Annotated in this window: 16 protein-coding genes; 11 read left to right on the forward strand and 5 right to left on the reverse strand. The window is 72.7% G+C overall.

The features are described from left to right. Positions 1-103: 103 nt before the first annotated feature. On the reverse strand, positions 104-1,657 hold the full coding sequence (locus ACVGV2_RS04250; protein WP_459165866.1) for a DEAD/DEAH box helicase: 1,554 nt from the start codon (positions 1,655-1,657) through the stop codon (positions 104-106). 836 nt (positions 1,658-2,493) lie between these two features. Here ACVGV2_RS04250 and ACVGV2_RS04255 point away from each other — a divergent pair. Both ACVGV2_RS04255 and ACVGV2_RS04260 read left to right on the forward strand, forming a co-directional pair. Beyond that, a complete protein-coding gene (locus ACVGV2_RS04255; RefSeq protein WP_459165867.1) occupies positions 2,494-3,141 on the forward strand; it encodes a ferritin-like fold-containing protein in 648 nt (215 codons plus the stop codon). Between the two features lie 78 nt (positions 3,142-3,219). Beyond that, entirely contained in the window at positions 3,220-3,447 is a 228-nt protein-coding gene (locus tag ACVGV2_RS04260) for a DUF3107 domain-containing protein (protein WP_459165868.1), read from the forward strand. A 118-nt stretch (positions 3,448-3,565) separates the two neighbouring features. Here the strand turns inward: ACVGV2_RS04260 and ACVGV2_RS04265 are convergent, their stop codons facing one another. Together ACVGV2_RS04265 and ACVGV2_RS04270 are read right to left on the reverse strand one after the other, a co-directional pair. After that, positions 3,566-3,922, reverse strand: coding sequence for a DUF4873 domain-containing protein (locus ACVGV2_RS04265; RefSeq protein ID WP_459164743.1), 357 nt, complete (start codon positions 3,920-3,922; stop codon positions 3,566-3,568). A gap of 67 nt (positions 3,923-3,989) precedes the next feature. Then, a complete protein-coding gene (locus tag ACVGV2_RS04270; protein WP_459165869.1) occupies positions 3,990-4,715 on the reverse strand; it encodes a TetR/AcrR family transcriptional regulator in 726 nt (241 codons plus the stop codon). 249 nt (positions 4,716-4,964) lie between these two features. On the opposite strand from ACVGV2_RS04270, the gene ACVGV2_RS04275 reads away from it, so the two are divergent. Next, positions 4,965-5,864 (forward strand): AurF N-oxygenase family protein, encoded by a 900-nt coding sequence (locus ACVGV2_RS04275; protein WP_459164744.1) that lies wholly within the window; start codon positions 4,965-4,967, stop codon positions 5,862-5,864. A gap of 273 nt (positions 5,865-6,137) precedes the next feature. After that, positions 6,138-7,088 carry an alpha/beta fold hydrolase gene (locus ACVGV2_RS04280; RefSeq protein ID WP_459164745.1) on the forward strand — a complete coding sequence of 317 codons (951 nt, stop codon included), beginning with the start codon at positions 6,138-6,140 and terminating at the stop codon, positions 7,086-7,088. Between the two features lie 180 nt (positions 7,089-7,268). Here ACVGV2_RS04280 and ACVGV2_RS04285 read toward each other — a convergent pair whose 3' ends face one another. Continuing rightward, positions 7,269-7,898, reverse strand: coding sequence for a TetR/AcrR family transcriptional regulator (locus ACVGV2_RS04285; protein ID WP_459164746.1), 630 nt, complete (start codon positions 7,896-7,898; stop codon positions 7,269-7,271). 362 nt (positions 7,899-8,260) lie between these two features. Here ACVGV2_RS04285 and ACVGV2_RS04290 point away from each other — a divergent pair, with 362 nt between their 5' ends. The 4 genes from ACVGV2_RS04290 to ACVGV2_RS04305 all read left to right on the forward strand — a co-directional run bounded on the left by ACVGV2_RS04290 (position 8,261) and on the right by ACVGV2_RS04305 (position 12,664). Then, positions 8,261-9,316 carry a DUF3152 domain-containing protein gene (locus ACVGV2_RS04290; RefSeq protein WP_459164747.1) on the forward strand — a complete coding sequence of 352 codons (1,056 nt, stop codon included), beginning with the start codon at positions 8,261-8,263 and terminating at the stop codon, positions 9,314-9,316. Positions 9,317-9,542: 226 nt separating this feature from the next. Continuing rightward, a complete protein-coding gene (gene moeZ / locus ACVGV2_RS04295) occupies positions 9,543-10,715 on the forward strand; it encodes an adenylyltransferase/sulfurtransferase MoeZ (protein WP_459164748.1) in 1,173 nt (390 codons plus the stop codon). A 194-nt stretch (positions 10,716-10,909) separates the two neighbouring features. Beyond that, a complete protein-coding gene (locus tag ACVGV2_RS04300; RefSeq protein WP_459164749.1) occupies positions 10,910-11,707 on the forward strand; it encodes a TIGR02569 family protein in 798 nt (265 codons plus the stop codon). Positions 11,708-11,812: 105 nt separating this feature from the next. Next, positions 11,813-12,664 carry a uroporphyrinogen-III synthase gene (locus ACVGV2_RS04305; protein WP_459164750.1) on the forward strand — a complete coding sequence of 284 codons (852 nt, stop codon included), beginning with the start codon at positions 11,813-11,815 and terminating at the stop codon, positions 12,662-12,664. 108 nt (positions 12,665-12,772) lie between these two features. On the opposite strand, the gene ACVGV2_RS04310 is transcribed toward ACVGV2_RS04305, so the two are convergent. After that, the gene (locus ACVGV2_RS04310; protein ID WP_459164751.1) at positions 12,773-13,063 is read right to left on the reverse strand and encodes an MGMT family protein; all 291 of its coding nucleotides are present in this window, start codon (positions 13,061-13,063) and stop codon (positions 12,773-12,775) included. A gap of 180 nt (positions 13,064-13,243) precedes the next feature. Between ACVGV2_RS04310 and ACVGV2_RS04315 the strand changes: the two genes are divergently transcribed. From ACVGV2_RS04315 to ACVGV2_RS04325, 3 genes are all read left to right on the forward strand, one after another. After that, a complete protein-coding gene (locus tag ACVGV2_RS04315; protein WP_459165870.1) occupies positions 13,244-16,441 on the forward strand; it encodes an ATP-dependent helicase in 3,198 nt (1,065 codons plus the stop codon). Next, positions 16,438-19,902: an ATP-dependent helicase gene (locus ACVGV2_RS04320; RefSeq protein WP_459164752.1), complete on the forward strand. Its 3,465-nt coding sequence runs from the start codon at positions 16,438-16,440 to the stop codon at positions 19,900-19,902. The genes ACVGV2_RS04315 and ACVGV2_RS04320 overlap by 4 nt, the downstream gene beginning before the upstream one ends. A gap of 61 nt (positions 19,903-19,963) precedes the next feature. Further along, positions 19,964-20,599 (forward strand): hypothetical protein, encoded by a 636-nt coding sequence (locus ACVGV2_RS04325; RefSeq protein ID WP_459164753.1) that lies wholly within the window; start codon positions 19,964-19,966, stop codon positions 20,597-20,599. Positions 20,600-20,745: the final 146 nt, after the last annotated feature.

Below are 20,745 nucleotides of genomic sequence, written 5' to 3' on the forward strand. Positions count from 1 at the left end.
AGCTGGCCGGGTGCGCTCGCGCGTTCCCGGGCCAGCCTAGTCGCGCCGCGCGCGGCCCGTGCGGGCGTGGTCGACGGCGGCCGCCCACCACGCGAAGAACCGTTCAGGCGGCGCCTTCCCGGGCCGACTGGTCACCGGAACCGCGGCGGCGCCGACGGCGCGTGCGGCTGCGCGTGCCGCTCTGGCCGGACTCGTCCGCCGAGCCGGTGTTCGCCTCGGACTCGCCACCGCCGGTCGACGCCGACGCGGACGCGCCACCGCGGGTGCGCCGCCTGCGGCGGCCGCTCGGGCGGCTCTTGCCGGAATCGCGGCTCTCACCGCCGTCCGGGCGGGAGCCGGCCTCCGCCTCGCTCGAGCGCTGCTCGACACCGCCGCGGGTGCGCCGGCGGCGGGAACGCCGGCGCGACTTGCCCCGCTGCTCCGGCTCGGAGTCGGGTTCGGAGCCCTTCGGCCGCTGGGACAGCGGCAGGCGACCGACCGTGCCCGCGGGGATGTCCAGGTCCTCGAAGAGGTGCGCGGAGGTCGAGTAGGTCTCCACCGGGGTCGGCTGGCCGAGGCCGAGCGCGTCGTTGATGAGCTTCCAGCGCGATTCCTCGTCCCAGTCGACCAGCGTGATCGCCACGCCTTCGCGGCCCGCGCGGCCGGTGCGGCCGATGCGGTGCACGTAGGTCTTCTCGTCCTCCGGGCACTGCAGGTTGATCACGTGGGTGACGTCGGAGACGTCGATGCCGCGCGCGGCCACGTCGGTGGCCACGAGCACGTCGACCTTGCCGCTGCGGAAGGCCCGCAGCGCCTTCTCCCGGGCCTCCTGGCCGAGGTCGCCGTGCACCGCGGAGGCGGCGAACCCGCGCTCGGCGAGCTCGTCGGCGAGCTTCTGCGCGGAGCGCTTGGTGCGCGCGAAGATCATCACCAGTCCCCGGGAGCGGGCCTGCAGCGCCCGCGCGACCAGCTCGTCCTTGTCCATCGCGTGCGCCCGGTACACCAGCTGCTTGGTGCGCTCGTGGATCGCGCCCTCGTCGGCCTGCTCGGCCCGGATGTGCGTCGGGTGCGGCATGAACGTGCGCGCCAGCGTGAGCACCGGGCCCGGCATGGTCGCGGAGAACAGCATGGTCTGCCGCTGCTCGGGAACCATGCGCAGGATGCGCTCCACGTCCGGCAGGAAACCGAGGTCGAGCATCTCGTCGGCCTCGTCGAGCACCAGCCCGCGCACCTTGCCGAGCACCAGGTGGCGCTTCTCGGCCAGGTCGAGCAGCCGGCCGGGGGTGCCGACGACCACGTCGACGCCCTCGCGCAGCGCGTTGATCTGCTCCTCGTAGGGACGGCCGCCGTAGATGGACAGCGTGCGCACGCCCAGGTGCTTGCCCGCGTGTTCCAGGTCGCGGGTGACCTGCATGCACAGTTCCCGCGTGGGCACCACGACCAGCGCCTGCGGCGTCCCGTCGCCCGGCAGCTGGAGCCGCTGGAGCAGCGGAACGCCGAAGCCGAGGGTCTTGCCGGTGCCGGTGCGGGCCTGGCCGATGATGTCCTCGCCGTTCAACGCCAGCGGCAGGGTGAGTTCCTGGATGGCGAAGGTGTGCTCGATGCCGGAGTCGCTGAGCGCGCGCACGATCTCCTGGTGCACGTCCAGCTCGGCGAAAGTGGGTGTGTCCGGTGCCACGTCCTGCTGCGTCTGCGGGGTCGACGCGGAATCGGCGGACGTGGTCGATGTGTGCGTCTCGTTGTCCTGATCCGCGAGGCCTTCGTCGGCCTCGTAGTCGGTGAACGTCAGAATGATCGCCTCTCTTGCTCGCCGCACGTTTTCGTCGGCGTGTTGTCGCCGGTCAGCTGGCACTCCTCCGCCGCGACCGGTGTTGCCTTGCGCGGCTGCTCCGCCGAACGGCCGCCCCCGCCATCCGGTACCGGTCGGGCGTCCGGGCTGTCGAGGCGACTCGGCGGCCGCGCCGCGACTGTGTTGTTCACCACGAGCGCCGGTCGGCGCCGCCGTGGCGTCCACGCGTGGAACTTCCTCTCGCTCGGGGTTCCGCCGGACGCGTGGTGGCCGGTTGCGGTGTCCCGGTGCGCGGCACGGCCCTCGTCGCTCCGGGTTCCACGCACGGCGTCCGCGGTGAGTTCGGTCTCACCGGCCGGAGCGCTGCCGCTCGGGTTCGCGGATCGAGGGGCGCCGCCAGCAGGCGTCGACCTCCGGTGCGGAGGGCGTCCGCGCGTCGTGGGCCGCGTACCCGTCACCAGTGCCCACCGCGGGTTTCCCAGGGCTTTTCCCGGGGTGCTCGCCAGCGCGGGAGGTTCCAGCACGGATACGCACGACACCGATCCCCACGATACCCGTCTGCGCCCGGTCGGTCTGTCATGCGGGCCACATTCGCGCACCATGGCGTTAGAGTTTCGGGCACGACCGGGGCGGAACGCCAGTGCTCCGCCGATACGAGCACACCTCCAGGAGGGTGGGAGTTGTCCGACGAGGACGTTGCCTCCGACGCGAACGCGTCGCTGACCCTGGGCGAACGCTACGCCGAAGGCGTCACCGACCTGCTCGGCGCGCTCGCCTACGGTGAGCTGTCCGCTTTCGACAGGCTCGCCGAGGACGCGCGCAGCGCACCGACGCTCAGCGGGCACGCGGCGCTGGCGCGGATGGCCTCCGCGGAGATCGGCCACTACCGGATGCTGGAGGACCACCTCGCCCAACGCGGCCACTCCGCCGAAGAGGTGATGAGCCCGTTCGTCGCGGCCTTCGACCAGTTCAACACGTCCACCGCTCCGCATTCGTGGCTGGAATCACTCGTGAAGGCCTACGTGGGCGACGGGCTGGCCGCGGACTTCTACCGCCTGGTGGCCGGGTGGCTCGACGAGCCCACGCGCGGGCTGATCCTGACGGTGCTCGACGACACGGGGTACTCGGCCTTCGCCGAACGCGAGGTCTCCGCCGCCTGCGAGCAGGACGACGCGCTGCGCGACAAGTTGACCCTGTGGGGGCGGCGCCTGCTCGGCGAAGCGATCACGCAGGCGCAGTGGGTCGTGGCCGAGCGCGACTCGCTCACCGAGCTGATCATCACCGGCTCCGGCGACGTTTCCGGGGTGGCCGCGATGTTCCGCAAGTTGCAGAACAACCACACCAAGCGGATGGGCCGCCTCGGACTCGGGTGACGGCCGGGTTCCGGCGGCGGGCCCGCGGTCTGGGATAACCTGGTCGTGGCAGTGGAGACGACGAGTACGGAGGTCGGCGTGGAGGTCAAGATCGGCGTCGTGGACAGCCCGCGGGAGCTGACACTGGCCAGCGGACAGTCCCACGAGGAGATCGAGTCGCTGGTCGCCGACGCGCTGAAGAACACCGACGGCGTTCTGAAGCTCAGCGATACGAAGGGCCGCCAGTACATCGTGCCGGCCGCCAAGATCGCGTTTGTCGAGCTGGGACCGGCCGACGCGCCCCGCGTGGGCTTCGGCGTGAGCTGACGACGAGACGACGCCGAATCCGCGAGGTTCGGGCGACTCGAGCGCGGGGCGGTCTCCTGCCGGAGGCCGCCCCGCGCGTCTTCGCAGCTGTTCCCGGTGGTGCGGGCCCGAGCGGTGGTCAGCCGCGCTCGCCCGCCGCGTCGAGATCGAGTTCGTGCTCGTCGGGCACGTGGAACGGCGGGGTGCCCGTGCCGGTGATGCGGTAGCGGCCCCACGGGTCCGGTTCGGACAGATTGGCGGCGGCTTCGCCCTGCTCGGTGCGCAGCACGACCTGGGCCTTCTTCCCGCCGGTGAGCTCGTCGATCTCGGAACAGGGCCGGGTGCGCCCGTACCAGTGGAACCGGCCGTCGATCGGCTGGAAGTTCCCCCGCAGCACCACGTCCACCGCGATCTCGCGATCCGCGGTGAACACCAGGGCGGGGCCGTTGTAGTCGTCCTCGTCGTGCTCGTGCTCGTGCTGTTGCATCTGATCCATCCGGTGTGGTCGGGTCCAGTGTGGTCGAAAGCCGGGGTTTTCCGCCGAGCGCGGAGGCATCCGATCCCTACGAGGTGGTGGGGTCCCCTTCGGGGCTCGGGTCCTCGTTGGAGCTGAGCGCCTCGATGTCCAGCGGTGCGTCGGGATCGAGGACGATGCCGGCGTTGCGGAGCACGCCGTCGATGCCGTACCAGATGATCTGCGCCAGGTAGGCCACGAGATCGGCGCGGGTCATCGACTGGCGTTCCAGCCACCAGTCACCGCTGGCCTGCACCATTCCGACGATCCCGTGGCTCCACGCCTCCACCCCGCCGGAGTCGAGCCCGAGCACGCGCATGTAGTTGCCGAGCAGGCGCGCAAGCGAGTTCGCGATGACCGTCTTCTCGTTGCTGACCGGATCCTCGTGCACCGGGCGGTCGGCGAAGTTCCGGCGCACGACGAAGCGGTACAGCTCGGGATGTTCGTCGATCACGCCGAGGTAGGCGTCGACCAGCCTGCGAATCCGCTGGTTCGGGCTGCCGTGCTCCGCGAACAGCGGGCGCATCCGCTGCATGAGCAGTTCGGTGCCCCACTGGCCCACGGCCACGTAGAGGTCGCTCTTGTCGCTGAAGTGCCGGTACAGCACGGGTTTGCTGACGCCGGCCTCCGATGCGATCTCTTCCATGCCCACTTCGTGGCCGTGCTTGCCGATGGCGCGGACGGCGGCTTCGACGAACTCGGCGCGCCGCGCCCTGCGGTGCTCGCGCCAGCGTTCGCGGCGCGCGTCCGGGCGTTTTCCGGTGTTCGCGTGCATCTGGGTCGGCTCCGTGTTCCCTGTGCTGCTCACCGGTTCCGTTGTACGTGAATCGGACCGGTCGGCGGGCGGCGAGTCCGCGAATCCAGTCGCGGTCGTGCCAGTCGCGGTCGTGCCAGTCGCGGTCGTGCCAGTCGCGGTCGTGGCAGCAGCCTTGACAGGGGAGGAGATCTGGCTCACGCTACCGAAGGTAGCTGTTACTTGAGGTAACACGCAATCCTGCGACGCACGGCGAAAGGTGTTCCGGCAATGTCTCGGATGCAGGTCAACGACCGCGAGAAGACAGCGGACCGGCTGCTGAAGTCCTCGGCGAAGAACAGCTACGACCCCGAGGTCGACATCGACTGGGACGCCCCGCTCGAAGAGGGTAAAGCGTTCATTCCGCTGCACCGCTCCTCGCTGTACGGCACGCAGCTCTGGGAGCGGCTCAGCGACGAGCAGCGCATCGAGCTCACCAAGCACGAGTTCGCCAGCATCGCCTCCAACGGCCTCTGGTTCGAGGTCCTGCTCATGCAGATGCTGCTCAAGGAGTACTACGACGCCGACCCGCGCACCGGGCACGCGCAGTACGCGCTGACCGAGATCGCAGACGAGTGCCGGCACTCCACCATGTTCGGCAAAGCCGTCCAACGGGTCGGCGCCCCCGCGTACGGGCCCGTGCCCCTGCTCAAGAACGGCGGCCGCATCCTGCCCGCCACGCTGCGGGGGCCCTCGGCGTACGCCTCGATCCTCATCGCCGAGGAAATCCTCGACCGCCTGCAGCGCGACCAGATGTGGGACGAGAACGTGCAGCCCCTGGTGCGCATGGTCAACCGCATCCACGTGCTCGAGGAGGCCCGGCACGTCACGTTCGCGCGCGAGGAGGTCGTGCGGCGCATGGCCGACTGCGGCAAGGCCGAACGCGCCTACCACCAGTTCGCCACCGCCGCCGTCGGCTACGCGATCTGCTACAGCCTCATCAACCCGCACGTGTACAAGGCCGTCGGCATCCGCCCGCGCGACGGGTTCCAAGCAGCGTGGCAGAACCCGAACTGGCAGGACACGCTGCACTGGGCCGGCGAGAAGATCATGCCCTTCCTCGACGAGGCCGGGCTCATCGGCAAGCCCGGGGAGTGGTTGTGGAAGAAGGCCTGCCTCCTCCGGGACTGAGCGGATCTTCCGCGCAACGGCGCTGAGTGCACCTGCCGCGGAGCGGCGCTGCGGGTACGCCGGGGAACGGGCTGAGCGGACCTGACTGAGCGGACCCGGGAGAACGGCGCGGCGGGTGCGCCGCGGAGCGGCGCGGGTGCGGAAGGGCCTCGGGACGCCGACGGCGCGCGACCCCCGCGCCGCGGCTCTCGAGCCGGAACGATCGACAGCCCCGAACGACCGACAGCCCCCAACGATGGACAGCTCGGAACGATGGACAGACGAGGAGAACCGGTGACGACAGCAGCAACCACCCGGCCGTCCGATTTCCGCACTTCCGACGGTGTGCGGCTGAACGTGGCGGACGAGGGACCGGCCGACGCGCCCGTCACGGTGGTGCTCGTGCACGGGTGGACGTTGAGCAGGCGCACCTGGGACCGCGTGGTCGCGGGACTTCCGGCAGGTGCCGGCAGTTCGCTGCGGATCCTGCGGTTCGACCTGCGCGGGCACGGCGACAGCGATGGTGCTCCCGCCGGCTCCAACACCATCGAGCGCTGCGCCGACGACCTCGCCGAACTCATCACCGAGCGCGTGCCGGACGGCCCGGTCGTGCTGGCAGGCCACTCCATGGGCGGGATGAGTCTGATGGCGCTGGCCGAACGCCACCCGGAGCTCGTGCGGCAGCGCGTGCGCGCGGTGGCGTTCGTCGCCTCCGCCGCGGGCGGTCTGGCCAAGGTGGCGCTCGGGCTGCGTTACCCGCTGTCCGAGGTGGCTTACGCCGGGGAGCAGGCGCTCGCTCGCGGGATGGGGCGCCTGTCGGGGCGACGCGCCGTCCGCAAGTCGGCGCCGCTGCGGCCCGGGCTGCGCTGGCTGCTGTTCGGGCGCCGGCCGCGGCGCGCCGACATCGCCGCCACGGCCGAGGCGGTCGCGGCGTGCGAGCCGCGCGCGTTCGCCGAGTTCCGCTGGTCGCTGGCCGAGCACGAGCGCGCGGGGAGCCTGCAACCGCTGCGGTCGCTGCCGTGCGTGGTGCTCGGCGGGTTCGCCGACCGGCTCACGCCGTACGGACAGGCGCGGCGCATCGCCGAGGCGCTGCCGCAGGCGGAACTGATCGGCTACGGCGGCGCCGGGCACATGCTGCCGCTGGAGCGCACCGAGGAGGTCACCACGAGGCTGGCGGAACTGATCCGCCCGGTGCTCGCCGATCCCGGCGGTCGCGGGGCTCAGCAGTTCTCCACCACCGCGTGACCAGGCCCGATGCGCCAGCATCCCCACCCGAACGAGCGGAATCCAGCTCCGCTTGATCCGATGGTGTGGGGATCGTTCGTACTCCGCTCGTGTGGGGACAACTCACAATTTTCATGAAAATTGTGCTCTCTGGAGCGAGTCCAGATTTCGTTGCGCTCGCCTCGCCGGCCGGAGGTCGCCTCAGCCGGACTGGCCGGATTGCAGGGGGAAGCCGGCCAGTCCCTTCCAGGCGAGGGTGGACATCAAGCCCACGGCTTCCTCGCGGCTGATGCTGTGCTGATCGTCGAGCCAGTAGCGCGCGGTGACCTGGCTCAACCCGACGAGCCCCACGGCCAGCAGGCGGGCGCGTTCCGCATCGAGCCCCGCGTCGGCGGTGACGGCTTCGGTGACCGCGTCGATGCAGCCGGACAGGGCGGTTTCCACGGCCTGCTCCACGGTCGGCTCGCCGCGCATGTCGGACTCGAAGACGAGGCGGAAGGCTCCGTCCTCGCCGGCGACGAACTCGTAGAACGCGCCGACGGCGGCGCGCACCCGCTGCTTGTTGTCCGGTGTGGACTCGATCGCCCCGCGCACCCGGTCGACCAGCTCGTTGCCGTGGGTTTCCAGCAGAGCCAGGTAGAGCTCGAGCTTGCCGGGGAAGTGCTGGTAGAGGACCGGCTTGCTGACCCCCGCGCGCTCGGCGATGTCGTCCATGGCGGCGGCGTGGTAGCCGTTGTGCACGAACACGTGCTTCGCGGCCTGCAGCAGCTGCGCCCGCCGTTCGTCGCGGGGCAGCCGAACACCACGGTTCGGCTGCGCGGTCTCGGTCATCCTCGCCTCCACTCCGTTCGGGAACCGCGTCGCTGCTCACCGGCAGCTCCCGGAGGAACGGTGCCGGCGGCTGCGCGGCGTCGCGCGGTTCTCCCGCTTGGCCAGGGCGCCCGCTTCCGAGTCGGAAGCGGGTGGTGTCCGGCGCACCCCCCGGCATGGCCTTTCCGGCCGTGCAGGGTACGGGACTTTACTCACTGGTAGTGCAACGCTAGCGCTGCCCGCGGGTTGTGCGCGCGACGAGCGGCTCACCGCCGGCGCTCGCGCCGCCAAGGGATCACCGGTTAACCCGGTCGGGCAAGATCGGTCGTGTCGGGTACTCCCGAGCCGGAGAACTGCGCGGACGTTGTGGCAGCCTTGTCGTCGTGCCTGGTCGATCAGACTCCCCCAGCCGTGCAGGGAGCACCGCGACGCGGGACGAACCCGCCCGCGTCGACGACGCGGATCCGGCGGCCGCGTCCTGGCGACCGGGCGAGGCTGCGGAGGACCCTGAAGCCGCGAGCAGCGACCCGGCGTGGTGGTCGCGCTCCCGGCGGTTGTTCGCCCGCTACGGGTGGCGGATCTACGCGCTGCCGCTGCTGGCGCTGCTGACCGGGCTCGCTCTCGTGCAGAGCTTCGGGCCACCGGTGCTGCCGTCCTCGGCGGGCTCCGACCCCCGTCCTCCCGAGCAGGCGCCGGCAGCGGCCGTCCCGAAAGAACCGGTGGTCACCGCACCGCCCCCGCAACCGCGCTCCGCCGAGGGCGAGGCCGCGGGCGAGGGGTCCTCGGCGGAGCTGCCACCCGGCCCACCGGTGCCCACCACCGGTGGGCGCACGTTCGAGGTGCTGCCGGGAGAGTCGCCGAAGACCGGCAGCGGCGAACTCCATCGCTACACCGTGGAAACCGAAGTCGGCGTGGACCTGGTGGAGGGCAACGAGTCCTACGGCCGCCTCGTGCAGGCCACGCTGGCCGACCCGCGCAGCTGGACCAACCCGCGGGGCGGTGACCTCGCCGTGCAGCGCGTCGGCCCGGACGGCCCGAGCCCCGACTTCCGCGTGATCCTCCTCAGCCAGCAGACGGCGCGGGAGATGTGCGGCTACTCGGAAGGGCTGCCCTACGACACGTCCTGCCGCATCGGCGACAAGGTGCTGCTCAACGCGGCGCGCTGGGTGCGCGGAGCGGAGGACTTCAACGGTGACATCGGCAACTACCGGCGCTACCTCATCAACCACGAGGTGGGGCACGTCTTCGGCAACGGCCACGTGGGCTGCGCGGAAGACGGCGGGCTGGCTCCGATCATGATGCAGCAGACCTTCAGCACCGACAACGACGAGCTGCACCGCTTGAACGAGCGCGCCGACCAGGGCGGGAGCGACATCCCGGCGGACGGCAAGACGTGCGAGTACAACGCCTGGCCGTTCCCGCAGCCCGACGCGCGGTGAAGGAGCGGGCCCCGTTCTCCGTGCGTCCGCGCTCTCGCATCGTGGGAGACCTTGGTCTGCGGGAAGTCAGCGCGCCACGCTGGTGTTGAACGTGTGGTGAGGGCCGGGTGCCGGCCTTCGTGCGAAAGCCCCCGGGCCGGTCCCGCCGCGCCACCGCCAGCGGAGTTCCTCCGCGCGGTCCGGTACGACAGGATGACCGGCACCGACCATCGAGAAGGAGCTGGGAATGTCCGGCGCAACGTCACTGCCGCCGCTGGTGGAGCCCGCGGCGGAGCTGACCAAGGAAGAGGTGGCGCGGTACAGCCGCCACCTGATCATCCCGGATGTCGGCGTCGAGGGTCAGAAGCGGCTGAAGAACGCCAAGGTGCTGGTGATCGGTGCCGGCGGCTTGGGCAGCCCCGCGCTGCTGTACCTCGCCGCCGCCGGGGTGGGCACGCTCGGGGTCGTCGAGTTCGACGAGGTCGACGAGTCCAACCTGCACCGGCAGGTCATCCACGGCCAGTCGGACCTGGGCAAGTCCAAGTCCCAGTCCGCCAAGGAGTCGATCCACGAGGTCAACCCGTTCGTGCAGGTCAACCTGCACGAGGCGCACCTGACCACGGAGAACTCCCTGGACATCTTCGCCGACTACGACCTGATCCTGGACGGCACCGACAACTTCGCCACCCGCTACCTCGTCAACGACACGGCGGTGCTGCAGGGCAAGCCGTACGTGTGGGGATCGATCTTCCGGTTCGAGGGGCAGGCCAGCGTGTTCTGGGACCAGTACGGCCCGAACTACCGCGACCTGTACCCGGAGCCGCCGCCACCGGGAATGGTGCCGTCCTGCGCCGAGGGCGGCGTGCTCGGTGTGCTGTGCGCGTCGATCGGCTCGATCATGGTCAACGAGGCGATCAAGCTGATCGTCGGCATCGGTGAGACGCTGCTCGGCCGCCTGATGATCTACGACGCGCTCGAGATGAGCTACCGCACCGTCAAGGTCCGCAAGGATCCGAACGCCGAGCCGGTCACGCAGCTGATCGACTACGAGACGTTCTGCGGCGTGGTCTCCGACGACGCGCAGCAGGCCTCGGCGGGCAGCACCATCACCCCGCTGGAGCTCAAGGAGAAGTTCGACAACGGCGAGAAGTTCGAACTCGTCGACGTCCGCGAGCCGCACGAGTACGAGATCGTCAAGATCGACGGTTCGACGCTGATCCCGAAGGACCGCATCCTGTCCGGTGAGGCGCTGGCCGAACTGCCGCAGGACCGGCAGGTCGTGCTGCACTGCCGGACCGGTGGGCGTTCCGCCGAGGCGCTGGCGGCGCTGCACAAGGCCGGCTTCTCGGACGCGGTGCACGTCGGCGGCGGCGTGCTCGGCTGGGCCAACCAGGTCGACACGAGCCTGCCCACGTACTGATCAACCAGTACTGAGCACTTCCACCGTCGATCGCGCAGCGGTCGCGGTGCCCCGGGGCCGGTGCCGCGCGCACCGGCCCCGTTGCTGTTCACCGGACGTGGCCACCGGCAGATAGAACGCCACGGCGAAGCGCTGCGCGTGGCGCGCGGTGTGCCTGCTGGGGATTCGGCGGCGTGCACGGTAGCGTCTGGGCCGTGAACGCTACGCCGGAGCCGCCACCGCCGCACGTGCGCGCGGCGTTCGGTGCGCGCACGGAGGAGCCGGAACTGCTCGCCAGCGCCGCGGCCTGGCGCTGCGGGGACATCCTGCTCAAACCGGCCGCGCACAACGCCGAAGCAGCGTGGGTCGCGCAGGCGCTGGACACCCTCTCCCCCGAGGACGTGCGCGTGTCGCGGCCGCTGCGGTCCACCGACGGCCGCTGGGTGGTCTCGGGCTGGTCGGCCAGCCGGGACATCGCCGGACAACCGGAACCGCGGCACGACGACGTCGTCGCCATGTCGCTGCGGCTGCATTCGGCGAGCCGCCAGTTGGAGGCTCCGCGGTTCCGGCAGGACCGGCAGGACATCTACGCTCTCGCCGACCGGATGTCCTGGGGCGAGGAGGACTACCGGCTGCCCGAGGACAAGGGCGGCCGGTTGTACGACGTGCTCGTCGGCGCGCGGCGCGAGGTGCGGCTGCCCGCGCAGGTGGTGCACGGCGACCTGTTCGGCAACGTGCTGTTCCACCACGACGCCCCGCCGGGGATCATCGACTTCCACCCGTACTGGCGCCCGGTCGAGTGGGCCGCCGCGGTCACCGTGATCGACGCGCTCGCCTGGGGCGGGGCGGACCCGGCGATCGTGGAGCGCTGGTCGCATCTGGCGGAGTGGCCGCAGGTGCTGCTGCGGGCGCTGCTGTTTCGGCTCGCGGTGCACGCGTTGCACCCGCGGTCCACGCTGCGCTCGTTGAGCGGGCTGGAGCGTTCCTCGCAGATGGTGCTCGACGTGCTCTGACCGCTCCCGCGCTCACCGGTCTGCCCGGCCGGGTTCGTGCCGCCTGCGCCGATTCGCACCACATTCGCCTGGCGCGGGGCGGGTGCGATGGACGACGATCGTCCCGTGACCGAATCCACCGCGACGGAACCGCAGGAGACGCTGCGGGGACGCACCATCGGCATCACCGCCGAGCGCAAGGCCGCCGAGATCGGGGCGGCGTTCGAGCGGCGCGGCGCGCGCGTGCGCTACGGCGCCGCGATGCACACGGTGCCGCTGCCGGAGGACGGCGAACTGGCCGAGGCGACCGAAGCGGTGCTCGCCCGGCCGGTGCAGCACGTCGTGGCGATCACGGGGATGGGCTTCCGCGGCTGGTTCGAGGCCGCCGAGCACCGCGGGCTGCGTGAGCGGCTCGCGGCGCAGTTGGCAGGTGCGAACGTGCTCGCGCGCGGGGCGAAGGCCTGCGGTGCGGTGCGCGCAGCGGGCCTGCGGGAGAGTTGGACCTCACCGGACGAGGAGTCCGACGAGGTGCTCCAGCACCTGCTGCAGACCGGGGTTGCGGGTGAGCGGGTGGCCGTTCAGCTCCACGGCGATCCGATGTGGACGTTCCGCGAGCGGTTGGCCGAGGCGGGCGCCGAGGTCGTCGCCGTGCCCGTGTACCGCTGGACCGACCCGGTCGACATGGACGCGCTGGACCGGCTCATCGGCGAGGTGATCGCCGGTGGGATCGACGCGCTGCCGTTCACCAGCGCCCCGGCCGCGACCAACCTGCTGCGCCGGGCCGAGCGGCTCGGCAACCGCGGCGAACTCGACGCGGCGCTGCGGCAGCGGGTGCTGCTGGCCTGCGTCGGCCCGGTCACCGCGGCGCCGATCGCCGAGGCGGGGCTGCCGCACGTCATTCCGCAGCGTTCGCGCACCGCTGCGCTGGTGAAGCTGGTGACCGAGCACCTCGGAGCGAACGCCCAGGGTGGTCAGTAGGAGGGTGGTCAGTAGGGCAGGGTCGCCAGTAGGAGGCTGCCGAGCCGGTTCGCCCGCGCCTGCTCGTTGATCACCGCCACGTGTGGAACGTCCCGGGACCGGCCGCACCTACTCCGCTCCCCAGCGGTAGCGGCGCATGTCGATGCGCCGCCGCCCGGTGGTCACGCCTTCTTCGCGCAGCAGGGCCAGTTGGCGGCTGCGCAGGTGTTCGGCCGGTGTGCCGTCGGCGCGCAGCACGCGGTGCCAGGGCAGATCACCGCCGTCCTCGGCGAGGATGCGGCCGACGAGCCGCGGGGTGGGCAGCCCGGCGAGTTCGGCGACGTCGCCGTAGGAGAGCACGTTGCCGGGCGGTATCGAGGCGACCACCGACCGCACCTGTTCCAGCGTCCGCTCGTCCACGGCGGCGAGCCTACCGCCCGCGATCCCCGTTCCCGTGCCCGCTCACCAGGGGTTTGTACTTTTCTCGAGAAAAGTCGGCGACTTTTCTCGAGAAAAGTACACCCGCTGGCCGTGTGATCCGGGGCGGAACGGCGCGGCACGTCCGAGGAACCGTGGGTGGGTCATGATTCCATCGGAGCCATGCGCCGGACCGCACCTCTGCTCGTACGCACGCCGCACGCGCGCACCGCGGGGACGGATGCCGCCGCGCGGGAACCGGCCGCGTGCCGCGTCCTCGACCACGCGGAGGGGGCGTTGCGCGTGCTTGGCGGCCCCGGCACCGGCAAGAGCACGCTGGCCGCGCGCGCCGCGGCCGAGCGCGTCACCCGCGCCGGGGTGTCGCCGGAGAACGTGCTCGTGCTCACGACCGGCCGTTCGGCCGCCGAGTGGATGCGCGGCGAGATCACCCGCGTGCTCACCGAGGAGGGCACCCGGCCGCGCACCACGCCGGAGCCGCTGGCGCGCAGCGTGCACTCCTACGCCTTCGCCGTGCTGCGCAACCGGGCGGTGCGCGCGGGGCAGGCGCCGCCGAAGCTGCTGACCGGCGCGGAGGAGGACCACCGCATCCGCGAACTGCTGCGCGAGCACGTCGACCAGGGCGCCTCGATCTGGCCGGAGTCGCTGCGCCCGGCGCTGGGTCTGCCGGGATTCGCCGTGGAGCTGCGGGACTTCCTGCTGCGCGCCACGGAACGCGGGATCGGTGAGCACCGCCTCATCGAGCTCGGCGAGCAGCACGGCCGTCCCGAGTGGACAGCGGTGGGCAGGTTCGGCGCCGAGTACCGCGCGATCGCCCGGTTGCGTGAGCGCACCGGCAACCAGCCGCCGGAGTACGACGCGGCCGAGCTCATCGGCGCCGCGCTGGCCGCGTTCGACCAAGACCCCGAGCTGCTCGCCGAGGAGCGGCGGCGCGTGCGCCACGTCGTCGTCGACGACGCCCAGCACCTCGACGAGCAGCAGTACGAGTTCGTCGGCAAACTGCGCGAAACCGCCGCGGAGACGTTGCTGTTCGGCGATCCGGACCAGGCGGTGTACTCCTTCCGCGGCGCCGAGCCCGAGCTGATCAAGTCCGACGAAGCCCCCGTCGAGGTGCTCACCGCCGACCACCGCATGTCCCCGGCCGTGCGCACCGCGGTGGGCCGGCTCGCCGCCCGCATGCCGGGCAGCGGTCCGCAGCGGCAGCCGACCCGGAACTCCGACCCGTCGGAGCACGTCGACACCGCCGATCCGGGCACGGTGCGGGTGCGGCTGCTGGCCACCGAAGCCCAGCAGGCCACGTGGGTGGCCGACCAGCTGCGCCGCGCGCACCTGCAGCAGGGCGTGCCGTGGTCCGAAATGGCCGTGGTGGTGCGCTCGCTCGGGCACACCCTGCCCGTGCTGCGCCGCGCCCTGCTGGCCGCCGGCGTGCCGGTGAACGTGCCCAGCGACGACGTGCCGCTGTCCCAGCGCGGCGCGGTGCGCCCGTTCCTGCGGCTGCTGCGCAGCGCCGCGCGGCCGGACGCGCTGGACGCCGACACCGCCGAGGAGCTGCTGACCTCGCCGCTCGGCGGGGCCGACCCGCTGGCGCTGCGCCGGCTGCGCCGCGGCCTGCGGCGGTTGGAGCTGGCCGCCGGCGGCAGCCGCCCCAGCGGGGAGCTGCTCGTCGAGGTGCTGCAGGACACCGACCGGCTCACCGGCCTGCCCGACGCGGCCGCCGCACCGGCCCGGCGTCTCGCACAGCTGCTGCACGAGGCCCGCGAGGCGGTGACCTCGGGCGCGCGGGTGGAAGAGGTGCTCTGGCGCGTGTGGCGCGCCAGCGGTCTGCAGGAGGAGTGGCTGGCCGGCACCGAGCGCGGCGGGGTGGCTGGCGCGCAGGCCAACCGGGACCTGGACGCGGTGGTGGAGCTGTTCGACGAGGCCCGCGGTTTCGACGAGCGCTGGTCCGGCCAGGACGCGGCCGCCTTCGCCGACGAGTTGGACGCCCAGCACATCGCCCGCGATTCGCGCGCGCCCGCCGCACCCCGGGAGGACGCCGTGCAGGTGCTCACCGCCCACCGCGCGGCCGGTCGCGAGTGGACGGTCGTGGCCGTGCCCGGGGTGCAGGAGGGCGTGTGGCCGAACCTGCGGCAGCGCGGCTCGCTGCTGGGGATCGAACGGCTGCTGGACGCGCTGTTCCGCGCGGGCGACGGTGCGGTGTCGATGACCGCGCCGCTGCTGGCCGAGGAGCGGCGGCTGCTGTTCCTCGCGGCCAGCCGCGCCCGTTCCCGGTTGCTGGTCAGCGCGGTGCGCGGGGAGGAGGAGCAGCCGTCGCGGTTCCTCGACGAGCTCGACGGCACCGACGCCGAGGGCGAGGTCGAACCCCGCCCGGTGACGCCGCCGCAGCGCGGGTTGTCCGCGGGCGAACTGGTCGGCGAGTTGCGCCGCGCCGTCTGCGACCCCGAGACCGAGCCGGACCGGCGGGAACGCGCCGCCACCCAGTTGGCCCGCTTGGCCCGCGCGGGCGTGCCCGGGGCGGATCCCGCCAGCTGGTACGGCCTGGCCGACGTGTCCAGCCACGACGCCCCGGTCGGTGAGGACGAGCCGGTGCGCGTGTCCCCGTCCACGGTGGAGGTGCTGCGGCAGTGCCCGCTGCGCTGGCTGCTGGAGCGGCACGGCGGGCAGGACGGCGCGGAACTGGCCGCGGTGACCGGCACGCTGGTGCACGAGGTGGCCCGGCTGGCCGCCGAGGGCAGGTCCTTCGAGGAGCTGCGGCGCGCCCTCGACGAGGCGTGGAAGTCGGTCGACGCGGGCGCGCCCTGGTTCTCCCGCAAGGAGCGCGAACGCGTCTCCGGGATGCTCGAGGCGTTCCTGCGGTGGATGGCCGACACCCGCGGCGAACTCTCCCAGCAGGGCGTGGAGCACGACCTGGACCTGCAGCTGCCGCCGCGTTCGGACGGCGGGCCGTGGTTGCAGCTGCGCGGCCGGGTGGACCGGCTGGAGGCCGACACCGCCGGGCAGGAGGTCATCGTCGACATCAAGACCGGCAAGTCCCCGGTCAGCAAGAACGACGCGGAGCAGCATCCGCAGCTGGCGGTGTACCAGTTGGCGGCCGCCCTCGGCGCGTTCCGCGCCGAGCAGGAGGACCGTTCCGCCCCCGGTGGGGCGCGGCTGCTCTACGTGGCCAAACCCGACCGGACCGGGGCGGCGACCGAACGCGTGCAGTCCGGTTTGGACGACGACCAGGTGCGCGGGTGGCTCGACGAGGTGCACGCGGCCGCCGAGTCCAGCACCGGCCCCGGCTACCTCGCCCACGAGAACGCCGACTGCGGGCGGTGCCCGGTGCGCACGAGTTGCCCGCTGCAGGGAAGGCAGGTCGCGCAGTGAGCCAGCAGGTCAGTCCCCAGCGCATCGCCCAGGCCCTCGGATTGCCCGCGCCGACCGGGGAGCAGGCCGCGGTGATCGCCGCCGATCCGCAGCCGGCGCTGGTCGTCGCCGGTGCGGGCGCCGGCAAGACCGAAACCATGGCCGCCCGCGTGGTGTGGCTCGTCGCCAACCAGCACGTCGAGCCGGAACGGGTGCTCGGCCTGACGTTCACCCGCAAGGCCGCGCGGCAGCTGGCCGACCGGGTGCGCGCCCGGCTGCGGCGGCTCGCCGGGTCGGGCCTGCTCGACGAGGTCGACCCGAGCCGCGAGCTGACCACCGCGGTGCTGGCCTCCGAGCCGACGGTGCTGACCTACCACGCCTACGCTGGACGCCTCGTCGCCGAGCACGGACTGCGCATCCCCGTCGAACCGGGTGCGCGGCTGCTCACCGGAACCGCCGCGTGGCAGCTGGCGCACCGCGTGGTCTCCACCTGGACCGAGGACCTCGACACCGACCGGATCCCGGCGACGGTGACCCAGTACGTGCTGTCGCTGGCGGGGGAGCTGGCCGAGCACCTCGTCGACCCGGAGCAGGTGCGGGCGCACGCCGAGCAGCTGTGCCGGGCGGTGGAGAACGCCCCCCGCGCCAAGGGGCAGCGCGCCGAGCTGCCGCAGGAGCTGCGCAGGGTGACCTCCACCCAGCGGCTGCGCGCAGCGCTGCTGCCGCTGGTGGCGGAGTACGCCCGCGCGAAGCGCCGCGAAGGGGCGATGGACTTCGCCGACCAGATGGCGTTCGCCGCGCGCCTGGCCCTGCAGCACCCGGAGGTCGTGGCCGGTGAGCGGGGCCGGTTCGGCGCGGTGCTGCTGGACGAGTACCAGGACACCGGGCACGCGCAGCGCGAGCTGCTGCGCGCCCTCTACGGGCGGGGCGAGCCGCTGCCGGTGACGTCGGTGGGGGATCCGGTGCAGGCGATCTACGGCTGGCGGGGTGCGAGCGCGGCCAACCTGCCCAGGTTCGGCGCGGACTTCCCGCAGGTGCGGGAGGAGCAGCGCACGCCCGCCGTCCGGTACGGGCTGGTGACGAGCTTCCGCAACCCGCCGGAGGTGCTGCGGCTGGCCAACGCCGTGTCCCAACCGCTGCGCGAGTCCGGTGTGGACGTCGCGGACCTGCGGGCGCGTCCGGATGCGCCCGCAGGTGACGTGCGGCTGGCGCTGGCCGAGGACGTGCGGCAGGAGCGCGAGTGGGTGGCCGAGCAGATCGCCGCCCGGTGGAAGACGGTCACCGACGAGCAGGGCACGCCGCCGACCACGGCGGTGCTGGTGCGCCGCCGCGCGGACATGGCGGAGGTGGCCGCGGCGCTGCGCGCGCGGGGACTGCCGGTGGAGGTCGTGGGGCTCGGCGGGCTGCTCGACGAACCCGAGGTGCGCGATCTCGTCTCGGTGCTGCGGATGCTCGTGGACCCGCTGGCGGGTACCGCGGCGATGCGGGTGCTCACCGGTTCGCGCTGGCGCCTCGGCGCGGCCGATCTCGTCGCGCTGCACGACCGCGCGCGGGAACTGGGCACGCGGGTGGACCCGCCGGACGACGCGGACGCCTCCGCTGCGGTGACGGCCGCGCTGCCCGGGGAGAACGCGGAGCAGAGCGGGCTGGTCGACGCGCTGGACGATCCGGGTGGGCCGGACCGCTTCTCCGACCCGGGCTACCGGCGCATCCGCGAGCTCGGCCGGGAACTGGAGCGGTTGCGCGGTCGTCTCGACCGCCCGCTGCCGGAGCTGGTCGCCGAGGTGGAGCGGGAGCTGCGGCTGGACATCGAAAGCACCGCGCGCCCCGGTTCGGCCGGGCGCGTGCAGTTGGACGCGTTCGCCGACGTGGTCACCGAGTTCGCCACCGCCAGCCCCGCGGCCGGCCTGTCGGACCTGCTGCACTACTTGGACACGGCGGAGCGCGCCGAGGACGGGTTGGCACCGGGCGAGGTCGAGGTGGCCGAGGACCGGGTGCAGGTGCTGACGATGCACGCGGCCAAGGGCCTCGAGTGGGAGGTGGTGGCGCTGCCGCACCTGGTGCGCAACGTGTTCCCCGCGCGGCGCAAGGGTTCGTGCTGGCTGCGGTCGGTCACGGAGCTGCCCGCGCAGTTGCGCGGCGACGCGGTGGATCTGCCGCGGCTGGACGCGGCCGAGCTGTCCGGTGCGGACCGCAAGGAGCTGCAGGCGCGGTTGGCCGAGCACGACGAGGAGTTCGAGGAGCGGCGGCTGGCCGAGGAGCGGCGCCTGCTGTACGTGGCGCTGACCCGTTCGGAGCGGGTGCTGCTGCTGTCCGGCCACTGGTGGGCCGAGACGGGGGAGAAGCCCAAGGGCCCGTCGGAGTTCCTCACCGAGCTGGCCGAGTTGTGCGGGCCGGCCGGGCAGGTGCAGCAGTGGGTGCCGGCTCCGGCCGACGAGGCGGAGAACCCGCTGACTTCGGAGGCGCGCAGCGTGCGGTGGCCCGCGGATCCGCTGGAGCAGCGGCGCGGCGCCGTCGTCGAGGGCGCCGAGCGGGTGCGCCGGGTGATGGCGCAGCTCGACGAGCGGGACCGGTCGGAGGCACCCGAGGACCCCGACGTGCCACCCGGTTCGCCCGCCGCACCGGACCCTTCCGCCGCACCGGAACCGGCGGAGTCCGTCGAGCAGGCCGGCCCGGACGGCGAGTCCGACGAGCAGGCCGCACCGGAACCGGCGGAGTCCGCCGAGCAGGCCGGCCCGGACGGCGAGTCCGACGATCCGGAGGGTTGGGCGCACGACGTGGACGTGCTGCTGGCGGAGCGTTCCCGCGGCCGGCGCCGCGAGCGGGTGCGGCTGCCGGAACGGCTGTCGGTGAGCCAGCTCGTGGAACTGGCGCGGGATCCGGAGCGGCTGGCCGAGCGGTTGCGCCGGCCGCTGCCGCTGCCGCCGAACCGGGTGGCGCGCCGGGGTACCGAGTTCCACGAGTGGTTGGAGAACCGGTTCGGTTCGAACGCGCTGCTGGAGCTGGGCGAGCTGCCGGGCGCGGCGGACGACGTCGCCGCCGAGGAGGGCGGTGACGTGGAATTCGCCGAGCTGCGGCGGGCTTTCGAGCGCAGCGAGTGGGCCGACCGCACGCCGCACCGCGTGGAGGTGCCGTTCGAGACGCGGCTGGCCGGCGTTCTCGTGCGCGGGCGGATGGACGCGGTGTTCGCCGATGCCGACGGCGGTTGGACCGTGGTCGACTGGAAGACGGGCCGGCTGCCGCAGGGCGAGGAGGCCCGGAAGTCGGCGGTGCAGCTGTCCGCGTACCGCGTGGCGTGGTCCGAGCTGTCCGGCACGCCGCTGGAGCGGGTGCGGGCCGCGTTCCACTACGTGCGCGAGGAGCGCACGGTGCTCCCGGAGGAGCTGCTGGATGCCGAGGGGCTGGCCGAGCTCGTGCGGGACGTGCCGGACGAGGCCGCGGTGCAGCAGGAACCGCCGGAGGAATCTCCTCTCACTCGTTAGAGTGGGCGAGCTTGAACCCGCCGCGGGGCGGTGACGAGTATGCATCGCGATGAGCACCGCGATGGGGACCCAGACAGGCACGCGATCCGACCACCCGTGGAAGCTCCAGTCGCCGCCGGACACTCCGGTGGACCTGGACGCGAACGTGCTCGCCATGCGGGTACCGCTGGTCCGGGTGCGGTGCACCGAGGACGGCACCTGGGTCTGCGCCGGGCCCGATGCGGACGAGGTGTCGTGGCAGCGGACAACCCTCTCGGCGGTGGTGACCGCGTGGCCGCACATCGCCGCGCTGTCCACCATGGACCGCGGCGGCAGCGTGGTGTGGTCCTGGCCCGAGATGGGCTGGGCCGATGAGGACGGCTGCACCTGCGGCAGCTGCCCCCGGCCGGTGGCCACGGACGTCGACCGCACGGCCTGGCCGGAGAACCTGCAGCCGGACACGGTCGTCAGCGTGGAGAACGTGGCGCTGACGGGGCAGACGCCGCTGGTGGACATCCTGCACACGCAGGGCGGGATCGCGCTGATCGGCGAGGGCGACCACCGGCGCACCGTGGAGCTGATGTCGCCGGTGGCGATGGCGAACGTGGTCCGGCGCTGGCCGCACACCATGCAGGCGCTGCGGATGCTGCAGGAACTGCGCGGCATGCGGTGGAGTTTCGACGAGCTGAACTGGCGCGAGTACCACCTGGCCTACTGAGCTCGTCCGCCGCGGTTCCGCGGGTAGTGCTGGGGTGGCCGCTGCGCGCGGTCACCCGCGGCCCGGTCGCTCGCGCAGTCGCTCGGTGTGGCCGCTCGGTGCGGTCCCCGCTGGTGCGGCCGCTCGGCACCGTCACGCGGGTGCGC

The organism is Bounagaea algeriensis, assembly GCF_054491375.1.

Excerpts from the sequence above, each read along its gene's own strand:
- ACVGV2_RS04265 (WP_459164743.1), bottom strand. The coding sequence starts at position 3,922 with ATGGATCAGATGCAACAGCACGAGCACGAGCACGACGAGGACGACTAC.
- ACVGV2_RS04270 (WP_459165869.1), bottom strand. The coding sequence starts at position 4,715 with ATGCACGCGAACACCGGAAAACGCCCGGACGCGCGCCGCGAACGCTGG.
- ACVGV2_RS04275 (WP_459164744.1), top strand. The coding sequence starts at position 4,965 with ATGTCTCGGATGCAGGTCAACGACCGCGAGAAGACAGCGGACCGGCTG.
- ACVGV2_RS04285 (WP_459164746.1), bottom strand. The coding sequence starts at position 7,898 with ATGACCGAGACCGCGCAGCCGAACCGTGGTGTTCGGCTGCCCCGCGAC.
- moeZ (WP_459164748.1), top strand. The coding sequence starts at position 9,543 with ATGTCCGGCGCAACGTCACTGCCGCCGCTGGTGGAGCCCGCGGCGGAG.
- ACVGV2_RS04315 (WP_459165870.1), top strand. The coding sequence starts at position 13,244 with ATGCGCCGGACCGCACCTCTGCTCGTACGCACGCCGCACGCGCGCACC.
- ACVGV2_RS04325 (WP_459164753.1), top strand. The coding sequence starts at position 19,964 with ATGGGGACCCAGACAGGCACGCGATCCGACCACCCGTGGAAGCTCCAG.